Origin of the sequence: Citrobacter sp. Cc139 (assembly GCF_030334645.1) — a bacterium.
In the GTDB taxonomy this organism is placed as follows: domain Bacteria; phylum Pseudomonadota; class Gammaproteobacteria; order Enterobacterales; family Enterobacteriaceae; genus Citrobacter; species Citrobacter werkmanii.
This window is the reverse complement of record NZ_JAOWDM010000011.1, coordinates 24505-39074: the sequence shown is the minus strand read 5'-3', so window position 1 is coordinate 39074 and position 14570 is coordinate 24505. Positions and strand designations below refer to the sequence as shown.

The 14570-nt window shown below is 55.8% G+C and carries 16 protein-coding genes; 10 read left to right on the top strand and 6 right to left on the bottom strand.

Translation table 11 applies throughout. The features are described from left to right. Positions 1 to 21 precede the first annotated feature (21 nt). Entirely contained in the window at positions 22 to 366 is a 345-nt protein-coding gene (locus tag OGV69_RS00280; RefSeq protein ID WP_069324561.1) for a nitrous oxide-stimulated promoter family protein, read from the top strand. 102 nt (positions 367 to 468) lie between these two features. On the opposite strand, the gene flhA is transcribed toward OGV69_RS00280, so the two are convergent. From flhA to hypA, 6 genes are all read right to left on the bottom strand, one after another. Continuing rightward, a complete protein-coding gene (gene flhA / locus OGV69_RS00275) occupies positions 469 to 2547 on the bottom strand; it encodes a formate hydrogenlyase transcriptional activator FlhA (protein ID WP_038633112.1) in 2079 nt (692 codons plus the stop codon). A gap of 217 nt (positions 2548 to 2764) precedes the next feature. Continuing rightward, positions 2765 to 3775, bottom strand: coding sequence for a hydrogenase maturation carbamoyl dehydratase HypE (gene hypE / locus OGV69_RS00270; RefSeq protein WP_069324562.1), 1011 nt, complete (start codon positions 3773 to 3775; stop codon positions 2765 to 2767). Continuing rightward, the gene (gene hypD / locus OGV69_RS00265; RefSeq protein WP_038633106.1) at positions 3772 to 4893 is read right to left on the bottom strand and encodes a hydrogenase formation protein HypD; all 1122 of its coding nucleotides are present in this window, start codon (positions 4891 to 4893) and stop codon (positions 3772 to 3774) included. The genes hypE and hypD overlap by 4 nt, the downstream gene beginning before the upstream one ends. Next, the gene (gene hypC, locus OGV69_RS00260) at positions 4894 to 5166 is read right to left on the bottom strand and encodes a hydrogenase 3 maturation protein HypC (RefSeq protein ID WP_038633103.1); all 273 of its coding nucleotides are present in this window, start codon (positions 5164 to 5166) and stop codon (positions 4894 to 4896) included. After that, a complete protein-coding gene (gene hypB, locus OGV69_RS00255) occupies positions 5157 to 6029 on the bottom strand; it encodes a hydrogenase nickel incorporation protein HypB (RefSeq protein ID WP_038633101.1) in 873 nt (290 codons plus the stop codon). Before hypB ends, hypC begins: the two co-directional genes overlap by 10 nt. Positions 6030 to 6116: 87 nt before the next feature. Continuing rightward, positions 6117 to 6473 (bottom strand): hydrogenase maturation nickel metallochaperone HypA, encoded by a 357-nt coding sequence (gene hypA / locus OGV69_RS00250; protein ID WP_042310587.1) that lies wholly within the window; start codon positions 6471 to 6473, stop codon positions 6117 to 6119. A gap of 198 nt (positions 6474 to 6671) precedes the next feature. Here hypA and hycA point away from each other — a divergent pair, with 198 nt between their 5' ends. The 9 genes from hycA (at position 6672) to hycI (ending at position 14551) form a co-directional block, all read left to right on the top strand. Further along, complete coding sequence (gene hycA / locus OGV69_RS00245) at positions 6672 to 7130, top strand: formate hydrogenlyase regulator HycA (RefSeq protein WP_038633094.1); 459 nt, start codon at positions 6672 to 6674, stop codon at positions 7128 to 7130. Positions 7131 to 7274: 144 nt separating this feature from the next. After that, the gene (hycB, locus tag OGV69_RS00240) at positions 7275 to 7886 is read left to right on the top strand and encodes a formate hydrogenlyase subunit HycB (protein ID WP_038633091.1); all 612 of its coding nucleotides are present in this window, start codon (positions 7275 to 7277) and stop codon (positions 7884 to 7886) included. Beyond that, the gene (gene hycC, locus OGV69_RS00235) at positions 7883 to 9709 is read left to right on the top strand and encodes a formate hydrogenlyase subunit 3 (protein ID WP_069324563.1); all 1827 of its coding nucleotides are present in this window, start codon (positions 7883 to 7885) and stop codon (positions 9707 to 9709) included. The genes hycB and hycC overlap by 4 nt, the downstream gene beginning before the upstream one ends. Before the next feature lie 2 nt (positions 9710 to 9711). Beyond that, positions 9712 to 10635 carry a respiratory chain complex I subunit 1 family protein gene (locus tag OGV69_RS00230; protein ID WP_042310580.1) on the top strand — a complete coding sequence of 308 codons (924 nt, stop codon included), beginning with the start codon at positions 9712 to 9714 and terminating at the stop codon, positions 10633 to 10635. Positions 10636 to 10652: 17 nt separating this feature from the next. Beyond that, complete coding sequence (gene hycE, locus OGV69_RS00225) at positions 10653 to 12362, top strand: formate hydrogenlyase subunit HycE (protein ID WP_006687169.1); 1710 nt, start codon at positions 10653 to 10655, stop codon at positions 12360 to 12362. A 9-nt stretch (positions 12363 to 12371) separates the two neighbouring features. Next, positions 12372 to 12914 (top strand): formate hydrogenlyase subunit HycF, encoded by a 543-nt coding sequence (hycF, locus tag OGV69_RS00220; RefSeq protein WP_038633082.1) that lies wholly within the window; start codon positions 12372 to 12374, stop codon positions 12912 to 12914. Beyond that, positions 12914 to 13681 (top strand): formate hydrogenlyase subunit HycG, encoded by a 768-nt coding sequence (gene hycG, locus OGV69_RS00215; RefSeq protein ID WP_003037388.1) that lies wholly within the window; start codon positions 12914 to 12916, stop codon positions 13679 to 13681. The genes hycF and hycG overlap by 1 nt, the downstream gene beginning before the upstream one ends. Then, entirely contained in the window at positions 13678 to 14088 is a 411-nt protein-coding gene (locus OGV69_RS00210) for a formate hydrogenlyase maturation HycH family protein (RefSeq protein WP_069324564.1), read from the top strand. Before hycG ends, OGV69_RS00210 begins: the two co-directional genes overlap by 4 nt. Beyond that, complete coding sequence (gene hycI, locus OGV69_RS00205) at positions 14081 to 14551, top strand: hydrogenase maturation peptidase HycI (RefSeq protein ID WP_069324565.1); 471 nt, start codon at positions 14081 to 14083, stop codon at positions 14549 to 14551. The genes OGV69_RS00210 and hycI overlap by 8 nt, the downstream gene beginning before the upstream one ends. Positions 14552 to 14570 lie beyond the last annotated feature (19 nt).

The following is a 14570-nucleotide window of genomic DNA, read 5'->3' as shown; positions in this document are numbered from 1 at the left end:
GCAACTTAATTGGGAGGCACCATGTCCGGCAAACGTATTGCACGTGAAAAAATGACGATCCAGAGAATGATCTCGCTGTACGAGAGCCGGTGTCCGCAGGCCTCAGACGAGCCGGGGCATTACGATGCGTTGTTTGCCTATGCGCAAAAACGTCTCGATAAATGCGTATTTGGTGAGGAAAAACCGGCCTGCAAACAGTGCCCGGTACACTGTTATCAACCCGCCAAACGTGAAGAGATGAAGCAGATTATGCGCTGGGCTGGGCCAAGAATGCTCTGGCGTCATCCGATCCTGACCGTACGTCATCTGATTGATGACAAACGTCCCGTCCCGGAATTGCCCGAGAAGTACCAGCGGAAGAAGTAATGTAGCAATTCTATGCCGGATGGCGGTTGCGCCTTATCCGGCCTACAAATATAAACGCACCAGTGGGTAGACCCGATAAGCAAAGCGCCATCGGGCGAACCGTTAAACCAGCGCATCCTTATCAATACCCAGGCGCTTCATGCGTGACAGTAACGTCGTGCGCTTCAGTCCCAGTCGTTGCGCCGCGCCTTTGGGGCCGGCAACCACGCCGTTAGTCTCTTTCAGCACGCGCATGATCAGCTGGTATTCATCTTCGCCATCTTGTGCGACTTCGGTCGCCACTGGCGGCGTGGAAGGCGTCAAAGCGACAACATCCGGCAGAGACAGTTGCAGTACATTGCCCCTTGTGAGCAGCACCGCGCGTTCTACCACATTTTCCAGTTCACGCACGTTACCCGGCCATTCCATACTGCTCAGCGTACGCAGCGCTTCGGCGGGAATACTGTCGATATTGCGCCCCATTCGGCGGGCAATTTTAAAGGTGAAAGCTTTTACCAATAGCGGAATATCTTCCGGGCGTTCGCGCAGCGGCGGCAGATGGATCGGGAAGACGTTCAGCCGATAGTAGAGATCGTTGCGAAACTCGCGATCGGCGACCATCTTTTTCAGATCGCGGTTGGTGGCGGCGATCAAACGGACATCGGTCTGGATCAGCTTATTGCTGCCCAGACGCTCAAACTCCTGTTCCTGCAAAACGCGCAATAGCTTCGGCTGAAGCTCAAGCGGCATGTCGCCCACTTCATCAAGGAACAGTGAGCTTTTGTCCGCCAGTTCGAAACGCCCAATACGTTGCGTGCTGGCTCCGGTAAACGCACCGCGCTCATGACCAAACAGATCGCTTTCCAGCAATCCGGCAGGCATTGCCGCACAGTTCATTTTTACCATCCGGCGGGCGTTACGGCCGCTCAGGTTATGAATCGCTCTGGCGATCAGCTCTTTGCCTGTCCCGGTCTCGCCGAGAATCAATACGGTGCTGTCACTTTGCGCCACCATCTCGACCTGTTTGAGCACACTGTACATCGCTTCGCTGCGGCCAATGATTTCGCCGAACTCGCTGTCAACGTTGTTGAGCTGCTCTGTCAGCGCCAGGTTTTCATCGACCAGACGTTCTTTCAGACGGTGAATTTCCTGGTAGGCGAGGGCGTTATCCACGGCAATCGCCACACGCTCGGCAATCTGGCGTAGCAGTTTGAGATTGGCGGTGGTGAAGACTTTCTCTTCGCACTGCGCCAGCTTCAGTACGCCAAGCATGTTATTGCCGGACATCAACGGCAGCAGGCACAGCGTCTGTAATTGGTTGCCCCAGGTCTCGAACAGCATCCGTTCATAAGGAGCAAGGGCGTCGCGTTCGCTCAGGTTAATCAGCAGCATCTCTTTGCTTTTGAAGACCCGCTCAGAGAGTGTGCCTGCTTCGTCCACTTCGCTCTGTTCGTGCGCCGGATGATGCTCATCCAGATAGTGGGTGGAGTAGATGCTCAGCTTATTTTTGCGACTGCTGCGTAACACGATACTGATAGCATCGATGTCGAAATAATGGTGGATCTCTTTGGCGACTTCGCTGACCAGTTCATCTATGTCCAGTCGGGAAAGCACCGCATTGGTGATGGCGACCAGGATGCGAAAGTTGTCACGCTCACGGCACAGCAGATCGTAATCGACGTTATTGCTGACTCGGCTCTGAATTTGTTCAGCCACGACACCGACAATCTGGGTGAAGGTCTGGAGCCGATTGTACTCTTTTTCGCTCCATGGCCGGTCTTCGTTACGGATGAATTCGCAACCGCCAAAGATGCGCCCATCCGCTGCCAGCGGCAGCAGACAGTAGTGACCAAATTCAGAATACAATCCGCCGGATGCCAGCTGCGGCCAGGTTTCCGTGAACTCATGATAGTTGCAGTGCAGCGCGTCGGGGCGCGACAGGATACGGCGTATCGGCCCATGCGCCAGCACCGTTTCGTCTTCATAATCGATAGGTTTACTATTTTCGCGCGTCGCAAAATAACGCGCACGTTGCGTTTGTGCCTGCCATAAGACAATAGCCGCGCAGTCGGCCAGTCCGGAATGCCTGGCCAGCTGTGAAAGCGCCTCGCTGAGAGACTGAAGATCGGGCTGCTGTAATAATGTACGAGTAATATCGAACAGGCCTTGCTGTCCGAGGTCACTCATCGGTGTATACGACATATTGCTTTTCCAGGGAAAGCACCGCAAAACGGTGCGAAAACGGTAAATGAATTATAGGTATAAGTCGTAAATTATTGCCGGATGGCTGACCGTAAACTCACTGGTCACGCAATCCGTAGGCCTGATAAGCAAAGCCATCAGGCGATAATGCAGCGTTAATGCCGGATGTCGACGCCAGGGCGTCTTATCCGGCTTACAGCATGCTGCCAACTGGCTGCTAGCATATACGAGGTAAAGGTTCAGCGTGTGGTAAATCGAGGGTTCGTTTCACGCCATACAGTCCGGCAAGACGTACCCCTTTACGTTCAACTACTTCGCCAATCATTGCCGCGTCGCGTCCTAACGGATGCGCACGCAGCGCGGCAAGCACGCTTTCAGCAGCCTGACGCTCAACGGCAATCACCAATTTGCCTTCGTTGGCAAAGTTGAGCGCATCGAGGCCCAGCAGCTCGCAAACGCCACGCACCGCAGGCTTCATGGGCAGGGCCGCTTCAGACAGCTCAATACCAAATCCACATGATGCGGCAAACTCATGCGTCACCGCATTCACGCCGCCACGGGTGGCGTCACGCAGCGCCTTCACGCCGGGTATATCACGTATCGTCTGGATAAGCGGCGTGAGCACCGCACAGTCGCTAACCAGTTCGCCATCAAGACCCAATTGCTCGCGCAGATTAAGAATGGTTGCACCATGGTCGCCGAGCGTACCGCTAACCAGCAATACATCGCCAGGGCCGAGAGTTTGCGCGCCCCAGTGAATGTTGGCGGGGATCGCCCCCATACCGGCGGTGTTGATGAACAACTTATCCGCGGCGCCACGCTGCACGACTTTGGTATCACCGGTCACGATGGCGATGCCCGCTTCGCGTGCGGTTGCCGCCATACTGGTGACGACGGTTTTCAGCGTCTCCATTGGCAGACCTTCTTCAAGGATAAACCCGCAGGAGAGATAACGCGGAATCGCGCCGCTGACGGCGACATCGTTCGCCGTACCGCAGATAGCCAGCTTGCCAATATTACCGCCGGGGAAGAACAACGGGTCGATAACGTAGCTGTCGGTAGAGAACGCCAGACGATCGCCCTCTGCAACCAACTGCGCCAGTTCCAGACGCGCCTGATCTTCCTGTTCCGCCAGCCACGGATTAGCAAAAGCCTCCATAAACAGACTGTTGATCAACTGCTGCATAGCCTGACCGCCGCTACCGTGGGCGAGTTGTACGCTGTTCATGCTTCACACTCCTGCTGACGATACTGATACCAGGCGGCACATGCGCCTTCTGAGGAGACCATCAGTGCGCCAAAGGCGGTCTCCGGGTTACAGGTTTTACCAAATAACGGGCACTGATGCGGTTTACATCTGCCGGTCAACACCTCTCCGCAACGCGCGCGCGGATCGTCATATACCTGCTGTGGCGCTGGCTGAAAATGCGCTTCGGCATCAAAACGTTGATAGTCCGGCGTCAGGTGAACGCCAGACGATTCGATCACGCCCAGACCGCGCCATTCACTGTCGCCGTTGACGCAAAATACCTCAGCGATGGCCTGTTGCGCTAAGGCGTTACCGGCATCCGGTACCACGCGGCGGTACTGGTTTTCGACCTGGCTTTGGGCGGCGATTTTCTGTTCAATCAGCATCACCACGCCTTGCAGCAGGTCGAGCGGCTCAAAGCCGGCGACCACTAACGGGCGATGGAAATCTGAGGCAATGAAATTATAGGCGTCGGTGCCAATCACCATGCTGACGTGCCCCGGTGCTAAAAAGGCATCGATGCCGTTGTCCGGCTGTTCCAGCAGGCTGCGCAGCGTGGGGATAAGCGTAATGTGCTGACAGAAAAAGTAAAAGTTCTGCACATCGCGTTGTTTGGCCTGCTGCAGGGTAATGGCGGTGGTCGGCATGGTGGTTTCAAAACCCAGACCAAAGAACACAACCTTACGCGTCGGGTTTTCCTGCGCCAGCTTCAGCGCATCCATCGGCGAATAGACGATGCGGATATCCGCGCCGCGCGCTTTGGCCTGTAGTAGTGAGCCTTGTTTTCCCGGCACGCGCATGGCGTCGCCAAAGGTGCAGAAAATCACTTCCGGATGGCTGGCGATTTCAACACAGCTGTCGATTCTGCCCATCGGCAGAACGCAAACCGGGCAGCCAGGGCCGTGAATGAACTCCACGTTTTCGGGCAGCAGTTGGTCGAGTCCGAATTTGAAAATAGCGTGGGTATGACCACCACAAACTTCCATGATGCGTAGCGGTCGTTCAGCGGTATAGGGGAGGAGAGCGGCACGTTCACGCAGGTGCTCTATCAACTGCATCACCTGTTCTGGTGCGCGGTATTCGTCAACAAAACGCATTTATTTTTCCTCGCCGTACAGCAACGCGCCGACATCCGGCTCAACGTCAAACATATTTTGCAGCGCGTCGAGCGTGTCGCGCGCTTCTGCTTCATTAATGATGCTCATCGCAAAGCCGACGTGGACCAGTACCCACTGACCCAGACGCGGCTGACCATTTTCATCACAGCTACCGACCAGCGTCAGGTCGACGTCGCGCTGAATACCGCAAACGTCGACTTTGGCCTGGTTGCCATCAATGGTGCGGATTTGACCCGGAACACCTATGCACATCGCTGCGTCTCCAGCCAGGAGAGCCATTGGTCCATCCCTTCGCCGCTGGTGGCGGAAATCAGGATGATCTCAATGTCCGGGTTCACTTCCCGGGCGCTGGCGATGCACTTTTCAACATCAAAATTGAGGTACGGCAGCAGATCCACTTTATTGAGCAGCATCAGCGATGCGGCGGCAAACATATGCGGATATTTCAGCGGCTTATCTTCGCCTTCGGTGACGGACAGCACCGCCACTTTATGACGTTCGCCGAGGTCGAAGCTGGCCGGGCAGACCAGGTTACCGACGTTTTCAATAAACAGAATGCCGTTGTCATCAAGCGGCAAACGCGGCGCGGCGTCAGCAATCATTTGCGCGTCAAGGTGGCAACCTTTACCCGTGTTGACCTGGATGGCGGGGGTGCCGGTGGCGCGAATACGGGCGGCATCGTTGACCGTCTGTTGGTCGCCTTCAATCACGGCGCACGGAACGCTGTCTTTCAGTTTGATCAGCGTTTCGGTCAGTAGCGTCGTTTTACCTGAGCCCGGGCTTGAGACGAGGTTTAATACCAGATGCTGACGAGCGGCAAAACGGGCGCGGTTACGTTCGGCCAGACGGTTATTTTTGTCCAGCACGTCAATTTCGACTTCCAGCATACGGCGCTGGCTCATGCCTGGCGCATGGGTACCCGCCTCGCCATGACCGTAGTGCAGGTCGCCTTCTGCGGTCTGGCTCGGTGCGAAATTAGAGGTTTTCACACCGGTAATATTCAGCGCCGGGCGAGCCGCCGGGGCAAATGGCGCGCTGCGAAACGCCGAGTGGGGATTATGCTCATCACCCTCTATATAAAGGTTGCCTTCAGCGCAACCACATGTCGTACACATCGCTCACTCCTGATCTCTTTCTTGTTACAGGCTTTTTGCCGGATGGCGACGCAAGCGTCTTCTCCGGCCTGGCAGGTGCCACCGGAATTAGTCTTCGGCGTCGCCTATTTCAATTCGTCGAATCTGTAGACCATCATCGGCCACAATTCTCAGCGTATCGCTGTTGCATTGCGGACACCGACGCACGCGTTGCGTCAGTAACGTGACGTATTGCTGACAAGATTCGCACCAACATTCCGCTTCTTGTTCTTCGAGGTGGAGTTTACAACCTTCTGCAAGGGTCCCACGGCATACCAGATCAAAACAAAAGGCGAGAGCGCTGGTTTCTACGCAAGAAAATGCGCCAATTTTGAGCCAGACCCCAGTTACTCGCTTGGCACCGTGTTGCGTGGCCTGTTGTTCAATCAATTCCAGTGCTCTTTGGCAGAGGGTTATTTCGTGCATACCGCCTCCTATGAAGTTGCCGTATTAAAAGCAATAAACATGCCAGGTTGAATTTTTTCATCCGTGACAATGACGATAATGACGAAATGACACGTCGTCACCCGTCTTTGATTTTTTATACCATTGAAAATAAAAGAAATTAATTTTGGCATGAAATGTGCTTAAGGCTGTTCATCTCTGCTAAACGGGTAACCTGACATGACTATTTGGGAAATAAGCGAAAAAGCCGATTACATCGCTGAACGGCATCGTCGCCTACAGGACCAGTGGCGTATTTACTGCAACTCGCTGGTTCAGGGGATCACCCTGTCGAAAGCGCGTTTGCATCATGCGATGAGCTGCGCGCCGGACAAAGATCTGTGCTTTGTCCTTTTTGAACACTTCGTTATCTACGTCACGCTGGCGGATGGTTTCAACAGTCACACCATCGAGTATTACGTCGAAACGAAAGAGGGTGATGATAAACAACTGATTGCACAGGCACAGTTGACCATCGACGGTAAAGTTGATGAGCGTATCAGCAACCGCGATCGCGAGCAGGTGCTGGAGCACTATCTCGAAAAAATCGCCAGTGTCTACGACAGCCTGTACACCGCGGTTGAGAACAATATGCCGGTGAATTTAAGCCAACTGGTTGCGGGACATAGCCCGGCGTAAGCCTCGGGTGCTGCCCACGTTTGTCATGACGCGGCGTTACCACTGCGTCACGACAGTTTAGGGAATGGGCATGTCGAAAAATGTCGAAATGACATTTGCCTGACATGTTTTCGTCAAAAATGACTATCACCTGAGGAATGCCTGGTGAATCGTTTTGTAATTGCTGACTCCACTCTTTGTATTGGCTGCCACACCTGTGAAGCCGCCTGCTCAGAGACACATCGCCAGCATGGCCTGCAGTCAATGCCGCGCCTGAAAGTGATGTTAAATGAAAAAGAATCCGCGCCGCAGCTTTGCCACCAGTGTGAAGATGCGCCTTGCGCTACCGTTTGTCCGGTTAATGCGATTAATCGCGTTGACGGCGCCGTACAGCTGAATGAAAGCCTGTGCGTAAGCTGCAAACTGTGCGGGATCGCCTGTCCGTTCGGCGCTATTGAGTTTTCCGGTAGCCGTCCGCTGCATATCCCGGCAAACGCCAATACATCAAAAGCGCCGCCGGCCCCGCCAGCTCCAGCTCGCGTAAGCACGCTGCTGGACTGGGTTCCGGGCATTCGTGCCATCGCGGTGAAATGCGATCTGTGTAGTTTTGACGAGCAAGGTCCGGCCTGTGTACGCATGTGTCCGACCAAAGCCCTGCATCTGGTGAGCAACATGGATATCGCCCGCGCCAGCAAACGTAAACGTGAGCTGACTTTCAATACCGACTTCGGCGATCTCACCTTGTTTCAGCAGGCTCAAAGTGGAGATGCAAAATGAGCGCAATTTCACTGATTAACAGCGGCGTGGCCTGGTTTACAGCGGCTGCGGTTCTGGCATTTCTGTTTTCATTTCATAAACCGCTGAGCGGCTGGATTGCAGGGGTTGGCGGCGCGGTTGGCAGTTTGTGTACGGCTGGCGCGGGTTTTATGGTGCTGACCAACGCGCTGGCGGTAAGCGGTGTGATGCCGTTTATTGGTCACAGCCTGCAAATTACCCCGTTGAACGCTATCTGGCTGATTACTCTGGGCCTGTGCGGTCTGTTTGTCAGCCTGTACAACATTGACTGGCATCGCCATCCACAGGTGAAAGCCAACGGCCTGCTAGTGAATCTGCTGATGGCCGCAGCGGTATGTGCGGTGGTTGCCAGCAACCTCGGTACGCTGGTGGTGATGGCGGAAATCATGGCGCTGTGCGCGGTGTTCCTGACCGGTTGCAGTAAAGAAGGCAAGCTGTGGTTTGCGCTGGGGCGCATCGGCACGCTGCTGTTGGCGATTGCCTGCTACCTGGTGTGGCAGCGCTACGGTACGCTGGAACTGCGTCTGCTCGATCTGCGCACCCAGGAGCTGCCGCTTGGGTCTGACATCTGGCTGCTGGGCGTGGCGGGTTTTGGCCTGCTGGCCGGGATTATCCCACTGCACGGTTGGGTGCCGCAGGCACACGCCAACGCCAGCGCGCCGGCTGCGGCACTGTTTTCTACCGTGGTCATGAAGGTCGGTCTGCTGGGTATTCTCTCCCTGTCGCTGCTGGGCGGTAACGCGCCGCTGTGGTGGGGCATTACGCTGTTGGTGCTGGGTATGATCACCGCATTTGTCGGCGGTCTGTATGCGCTAATGGAACATAACATCCAGCGTTTGCTGGCGTACCACACGCTGGAAAACATCGGCATTATTCTGCTGGGGCTGGGCGCTGGCGTAACCGGGATTTCACTGAATCAACCGGCGCTGATTGCGTTGGGTTTGACCGGGGGTCTGTATCATCTGGTCAACCACAGCCTGTTCAAAAGCGTTCTGTTCCTCGGTGCTGGCAGCATCTGGTTCCGTACCGGTCATCGTGATATCGAGAAGTTGGGCGGTATCGGTAAACGTATGCCGGTTATCTCTCTGGCGATGCTGGTTGGCCTGATGGCGATGGCCGCACTGCCGCCGCTGAACGGTTTTGCCGGTGAGTGGGTCATCTATCAGTCCTTCTTTAAGCTTGGCAACAGCGGCGCGTTTGTCGGTCGTCTGTTAGGGCCGTTGCTGGCGGTAGGACTGGCGATTACTGGCGCGCTGGCGGTGATGTGTATGGCGAAAGTGTATGGCGTTACGTTCCTTGGCGCGCCGCGCACGAAGGAAGCTGAAAATGCCTGCTGCGCGCCAATCCTGATGGGCGTGAGCGTGGTTGCGCTGGCTATCTGCTGCGTGATTGGCGGCGTTGCTGCGCCGTGGCTGCTGCCGATGATTTCCTCTGCCGTTCCACTGCCGCTGGAAACCGCGAACACCACCGTTTCTCAGCCAATGATCACGCTGCTGCTGATCGCGTGTCCGCTGCTGCCGTTCATCATCATGGCAATTTTCAAAGGCAACCGTCTGCCGTCGCGTTCACGCGGTGCGGCATGGGTGTGTGGCTACGATCACGAGCAGTCAATGGTCATTACCGCACACGGTTTTGCCATGCCGGTGAAAGAAGCCTTTGCCCCGGTACTCAAATTGCGTAAATGGCTGAACCCGGTATCACTGGTTCCGGGCTGGCAGAATGCGGCCGCCCCGGTACTGTTTCGTCGCCTGGCGTTGATTGAGCTGGCGGTGCTGGTGGTGATTGTGGTTTCACGAGGAGCCTGAAAATGAGTGTTTTATATCCGTTAATTCAGGCGCTGGTGCTGTTTGCCGTTGCGCCGCTGCTGTCCGGTGTGACCCGCGTGGCGCGTGCGCGTTTGCATAATCGTCGCGGTCCGGGCGTTTTGCAGGAATACCGCGACATTATCAAACTGCTGGGCCGTCAGAGCATTGCGCCTGCGGATTCCAGCTGGGTTTTCCGCCTGACGCCATTTGTGATGGTAGGTGTGATGCTGACTATCGCCACCGCGTTGCCGGTAGTGACCGTTGGTTCACCGCTGCCGCAATTGGGTGATCTGATCACCTTAATTTACCTGTTCGCCATCGCCCGTTTCTTTTTCTCTATCGCGGGCCTGGATACTGGTAGCCCGTTTACTGCGATTGGCGCCAGCCGCGAAGCGATGCTCGGCGTGCTGGTTGAACCTATCCTGTTGCTGGGACTGTGGGTGGCGGCGCAGGTTGCGGGTTCAACCCATATCAGCAATATCGCCGATACCGTTTACCACTGGCCTGCTGCGCGCAGCATCCCGCTGATTCTGGCCCTGTGCGCCTGTGCTTTCGCCACCTTTATCGAAATGGGCAAACTGCCGTTCGATCTGGCGGAAGCAGAGCAGGAACTGCAGGAAGGTCCATTGACCGAATACAGCGGCAGCGGTTTTGCGGTGCTGAAGTGGGGCATTAGCCTCAAACAGCTGGTCGTTCTGCAAATGTTCGTCGGCGTGTTCCTGCCGTGGGGACAGATGGAGACCTTCACCGCGGGTGGGCTGCTGCTGGCGCTGGTGATTGCCGTCGTCAAGCTGGTCCTCGGCGTGCTGGTCATTGCCTTGTTCGAAAACAGCATGGCGCGTCTGCGTTTTTGCGCCACTTCACGCGTGACCTGGGCCGGTTTTGGGTTTGCGTTTTTAGCGTTCGTCTCCTTGCTGGTGGCGTGATTTAAGAGAGTTTGAGCATGTCTGAAGAAAAATTAGGTCAACACTATCTCGCCGCTCTGCACCAGGCCTTTCCGGGCGTGGTGCTGGATGAAGCCTGGCAGACCAAAGATCAGCTGACGATCACCGTCAAGGTGAACTACCTGCCGGAAGTGGTTGAGTTCCTGTACTACAAACAGGGCGGCTGGTTGTCCGTGCTGTTTGGTAACGACGAACGTCAGCTGTGCGGCCATTACGCCGTTTATTACGTGATGTCGATGGAGCAGGGCACCAAGTGCTGGATTACCGTCCGCGTTGAAGTGGATGCCAATAAGCTGGAATTCCCATCCGTGACGCCACGCGTTCCGGCAGCCGTCTGGGGCGAGCGTGAAGTGCGCGACATGTACGGTTTGATCCCGGTCGGTTTGCCGGATGAACGTCGTCTGGTGCTGCCGGATGATTGGCCGGACGAGCTGTATCCGCTGCGTAAAGACAGTATGGATTATCGTCAGCGCCCGGCGCCGACCACCGATGCTGAAACCTACGAGTTCATCAACGAACTGGGTGACAAGAAAAATAACGTGGTGCCGATTGGCCCGCTGCACGTGACCTCCGATGAGCCCGGTCACTTCCGTCTGTTTGTTGACGGCGAGAACATCATCGACGCCGACTATCGTCTGTTCTATGTCCACCGCGGCATGGAGAAACTGGCGGAAACCCGTATGGGTTACAACGAAGTGACGTTCCTGTCGGACCGCGTGTGCGGCATCTGCGGTTTTGCCCACAGCACCGCCTATACCACCTCCGTAGAGAATGCGATGGGTATCGTGGTGCCGGAGCGCGCGCAGATGATCCGCGCCATTCTGCTGGAAGTGGAGCGTTTGCACTCGCATCTGTTGAACCTCGGCCTGGCCTGTCACTTCACCGGTTTTGATTCCGGCTTTATGCAGTTCTTCCGCGTGCGTGAAACGTCGATGAAGATGGCGGAGATCCTCACCGGGGCGCGTAAAACTTACGGTATGAACCTGATCGGCGGTATTCGTCGTGACCTGCTGAAAGACGATATGATCCAGACCCGTCAACTGGCGCAGCAGATGCGTCGTGAGGTGCAGGAACTGGTCGATATGCTGCTCAGCACGCCGAACATGGAACAGCGTACCGTGGGTATTGGTCGTCTGGATCCGGAGATCGCCCGCGACTTTAGTAACGTCGGTCCGATGGTTCGCGCCAGCGGTCACGCGCGTGACACCCGCGCCGATCACCCATTTGTGGGTTATGGTTTGCTGCCGATGGAAGTGCACAGCGAGCAGGGTTGCGACGTCATTTCTCGTCTTAAAGTCCGTATCAATGAAGTCTATACCGCACTGAACATGATCGACTTTGGTCTGGACAACCTGCCGGGCGGCCCGCTGGCGGTGGAAGGCTTTACCTATATTCCTCACCGCTTCGCGCTGGGATTTGCCGAAGCGCCGCGCGGCGATGACATCCACTGGAGCATGACCGGCGATAACCAGAAACTGTATCGCTGGCGCTGCCGTGCGGCGACCTACGCCAACTGGCCAACGCTGCGTTACATGCTGCGTGGCAACACTGTTTCCGATGCCCCGCTGATTATCGGTAGCCTCGATCCTTGCTACTCCTGTACTGACCGTATGACCGTGGTCGATGTGCGTAAGAAGAAGAGCAAAGTCGTACCGTACAAAGAACTTGAGCGCTACAGCATCGAGCGTAAAAACTCGCCGCTGAAATAAGGAATCGCCATGTTTACCTTTATCAAAAAAGTCATCAAAACCGGGGCGCCGACGTCGTCGTATCCGCTGGAGCCGATTGCGGTCGATAAAAATTTCCGCGGTAAACCCGAGCACAATCCGCAGCAGTGCATTGGCTGCGCGGCCTGTGTCAATGCGTGTCCATCCAATGCGCTGACGGTTGAAACCGATCTGGTTACCAATGAGCTGGCGTGGCAGTTCAACCTCGGTCGCTGCATCTTCTGCGCCCGCTGCGAAGAAGTTTGCCCGACGGCGGCGATCAAGCTGTCGCAGGAATATGAGCTGGCGGTATGGAAGAAAGAAGATTTCCTGCAGCAGTCTCGCTTTTCGCTGTGTAACTGCCGCGTCTGTAACCGCCCGTTCGCGGTACAAAAAGAGATTGATTACGCCATTGCGCTGCTCAAGCACAACGGTGACAGTCGCGCGGAAAACCACCGTGAAAGCTTTGAGACCTGCCCGGATTGTAAGCGCCAGAAATGTCTGGTGCCGTCTGACCGTATTGAACTGACTCGCCATATGAAAGAGGCCAGCTGATGAGCAATTTATTAGGCCCACGTGACGCCAACGGTATTCCGGTACCGATGACGGTGGATGAATCCATTGCCAGCATGAAAGCATCGCTGCTGAAAAGCATCAAGCGTTCAGCGTATGTTTATCGTGTGGACTGCGGCGGCTGCAACGGCTGCGAAATCGAAATTTTCGCCACGCTTTCTCCGCTGTTTGATGCCGAACGCTTTGGTATCAAAGTGGTACCGTCGCCGCGCCATGCGGATATCCTGCTGTTTACCGGCGCGGTAACCCGCGCGATGCGTTCTCCGGCGCTGCGCGCCTGGCAGTCTGCGCCGGATCCGAAAATTTGTATCTCTTACGGCGCCTGTGGCAACAGCGGCGGTATCTTCCACGACTTATACTGCGTATGGGGCGGCACGGATAAAATCGTACCGGTGGACGTGTATATTCCTGGCTGTCCGCCGACGCCTGCGGCAACGCTGTACGGTTTTGCGATGGCGTTGGGTCTGCTGGAACAGAAAATTCATGCGCGTGCGCCAGGTGAACTGGACGAACAGCCCGCTGAAATTCTGCATCCGGATATGGTTCAACCGCTGCGTGTGAAGGTGGACCGCGAAGCTCGCCGTCTGGCGGGTTACCGCTACGGTCGCCAGATTGCTGATGACTATATGACGCAGTTAGGGCAGGGTGAACATCAGGTGGCGCGCTGGCTGGAAGCGGAAAACGATCCGCGTCTGACCGAAATCGTCACGCATCTTAACCATGTAGTCGAAGAGGCGCGTATCCGATGAGTGAAACGGTGGTGTTCAGTCAACTGAGCCGTAAGTTTATTGATGAGAACGATGCGACGCCCGCAGAGGCGCAGCAGGTTGTCTATTACAGCCTGGCGATTGGTCACCACCTTGGGGTCATCGATTGCCTGGAAGCGGCGTTAACCTGTCCGTGGGATGAATATCTGGCCTGGATAGCCACCCTTGCCGAGGGCAGCGAAGCCCGGCGGAAAATGGAAGGCGTGCCGAAGTATGGCGAGATCGTCATCGATTTCAACCATGTGCAAATGCTGGCGCGCGCGTTTGATGATGCGCGTGCCGTGCAGACTCCGCAGCAGCAGGAGTGGAGCAAGCTGATGCTCAGCATGCTGCATGATATACACCAGGAAAGCGCCATCTATCTGATGGTGAGGAGACACCGTGACTGACGTTTTACTTTGTGTCGGCAACAGCATGATGGGCGATGACGGCGCGGGTCCGCTACTGGCGGAAATGTGCGCTGCCAATCCTCAGGGCAACTGGGTTGTCATCGACGGCGGCAGCGCGCCGGAAAACGATATCGTCGCTATCCGTGAACTGCGCCCGCAGCGTCTGTTGATTGTGGATGCCACCGACATGGGGTTAAACCCGGGTGAAATCCGCATTATCGACCCGGATGATATTGCTGAAATGTTCATGATGACCACCCACAACATGCCGCTGAACTATCTGGTCGATCAGCTAAAAGAGGATGTTGGCGAGGTGATCTTCCTCGGTATTCAGCCGGATATTGTCGGTTTTTATTACCCGATGACGCAGCCGATCAAAGATGCGGTCGAGACCGTCTATCAACGATTAGCCGGGTGGGAAGACCACGGTGGATTTTCCGGGTTAGAAGCGCCAGAAGAGTAACCTTACCAACGCCGGATGC

Excerpts from the sequence above, each read along its gene's own strand:
- OGV69_RS00210 (WP_069324564.1), top strand. The coding sequence starts at position 13,678 with ATGAGTGAAACGGTGGTGTTCAGTCAACTGAGCCGTAAGTTTATTGAT.
- OGV69_RS00230 (WP_042310580.1), top strand. The coding sequence starts at position 9,712 with ATGAGTGTTTTATATCCGTTAATTCAGGCGCTGGTGCTGTTTGCCGTT.
- hypB (WP_038633101.1), bottom strand. The coding sequence starts at position 6,029 with ATGTGTACGACATGTGGTTGCGCTGAAGGCAACCTTTATATAGAGGGT.
- hycF (WP_038633082.1), top strand. The coding sequence starts at position 12,372 with ATGTTTACCTTTATCAAAAAAGTCATCAAAACCGGGGCGCCGACGTCG.
- hypA (WP_042310587.1), bottom strand. The coding sequence starts at position 6,473 with ATGCACGAAATAACCCTCTGCCAAAGAGCACTGGAATTGATTGAACAA.
- hycG (WP_003037388.1), top strand. The coding sequence starts at position 12,914 with ATGAGCAATTTATTAGGCCCACGTGACGCCAACGGTATTCCGGTACCG.
- hypC (WP_038633103.1), bottom strand. The coding sequence starts at position 5,166 with ATGTGCATAGGTGTTCCGGGTCAAATCCGCACCATTGATGGCAACCAG.
- hycA (WP_038633094.1), top strand. The coding sequence starts at position 6,672 with ATGACTATTTGGGAAATAAGCGAAAAAGCCGATTACATCGCTGAACGG.
- hycC (WP_069324563.1), top strand. The coding sequence starts at position 7,883 with ATGAGCGCAATTTCACTGATTAACAGCGGCGTGGCCTGGTTTACAGCG.
- flhA (WP_038633112.1), bottom strand. The coding sequence starts at position 2,547 with ATGTCGTATACACCGATGAGTGACCTCGGACAGCAAGGCCTGTTCGAT.
- hypD (WP_038633106.1), bottom strand. The coding sequence starts at position 4,893 with ATGCGTTTTGTTGACGAATACCGCGCACCAGAACAGGTGATGCAGTTG.
- OGV69_RS00280 (WP_069324561.1), top strand. The coding sequence starts at position 22 with ATGTCCGGCAAACGTATTGCACGTGAAAAAATGACGATCCAGAGAATG.
- hypE (WP_069324562.1), bottom strand. The coding sequence starts at position 3,775 with ATGAACAGCGTACAACTCGCCCACGGTAGCGGCGGTCAGGCTATGCAG.
- hycE (WP_006687169.1), top strand. The coding sequence starts at position 10,653 with ATGTCTGAAGAAAAATTAGGTCAACACTATCTCGCCGCTCTGCACCAG.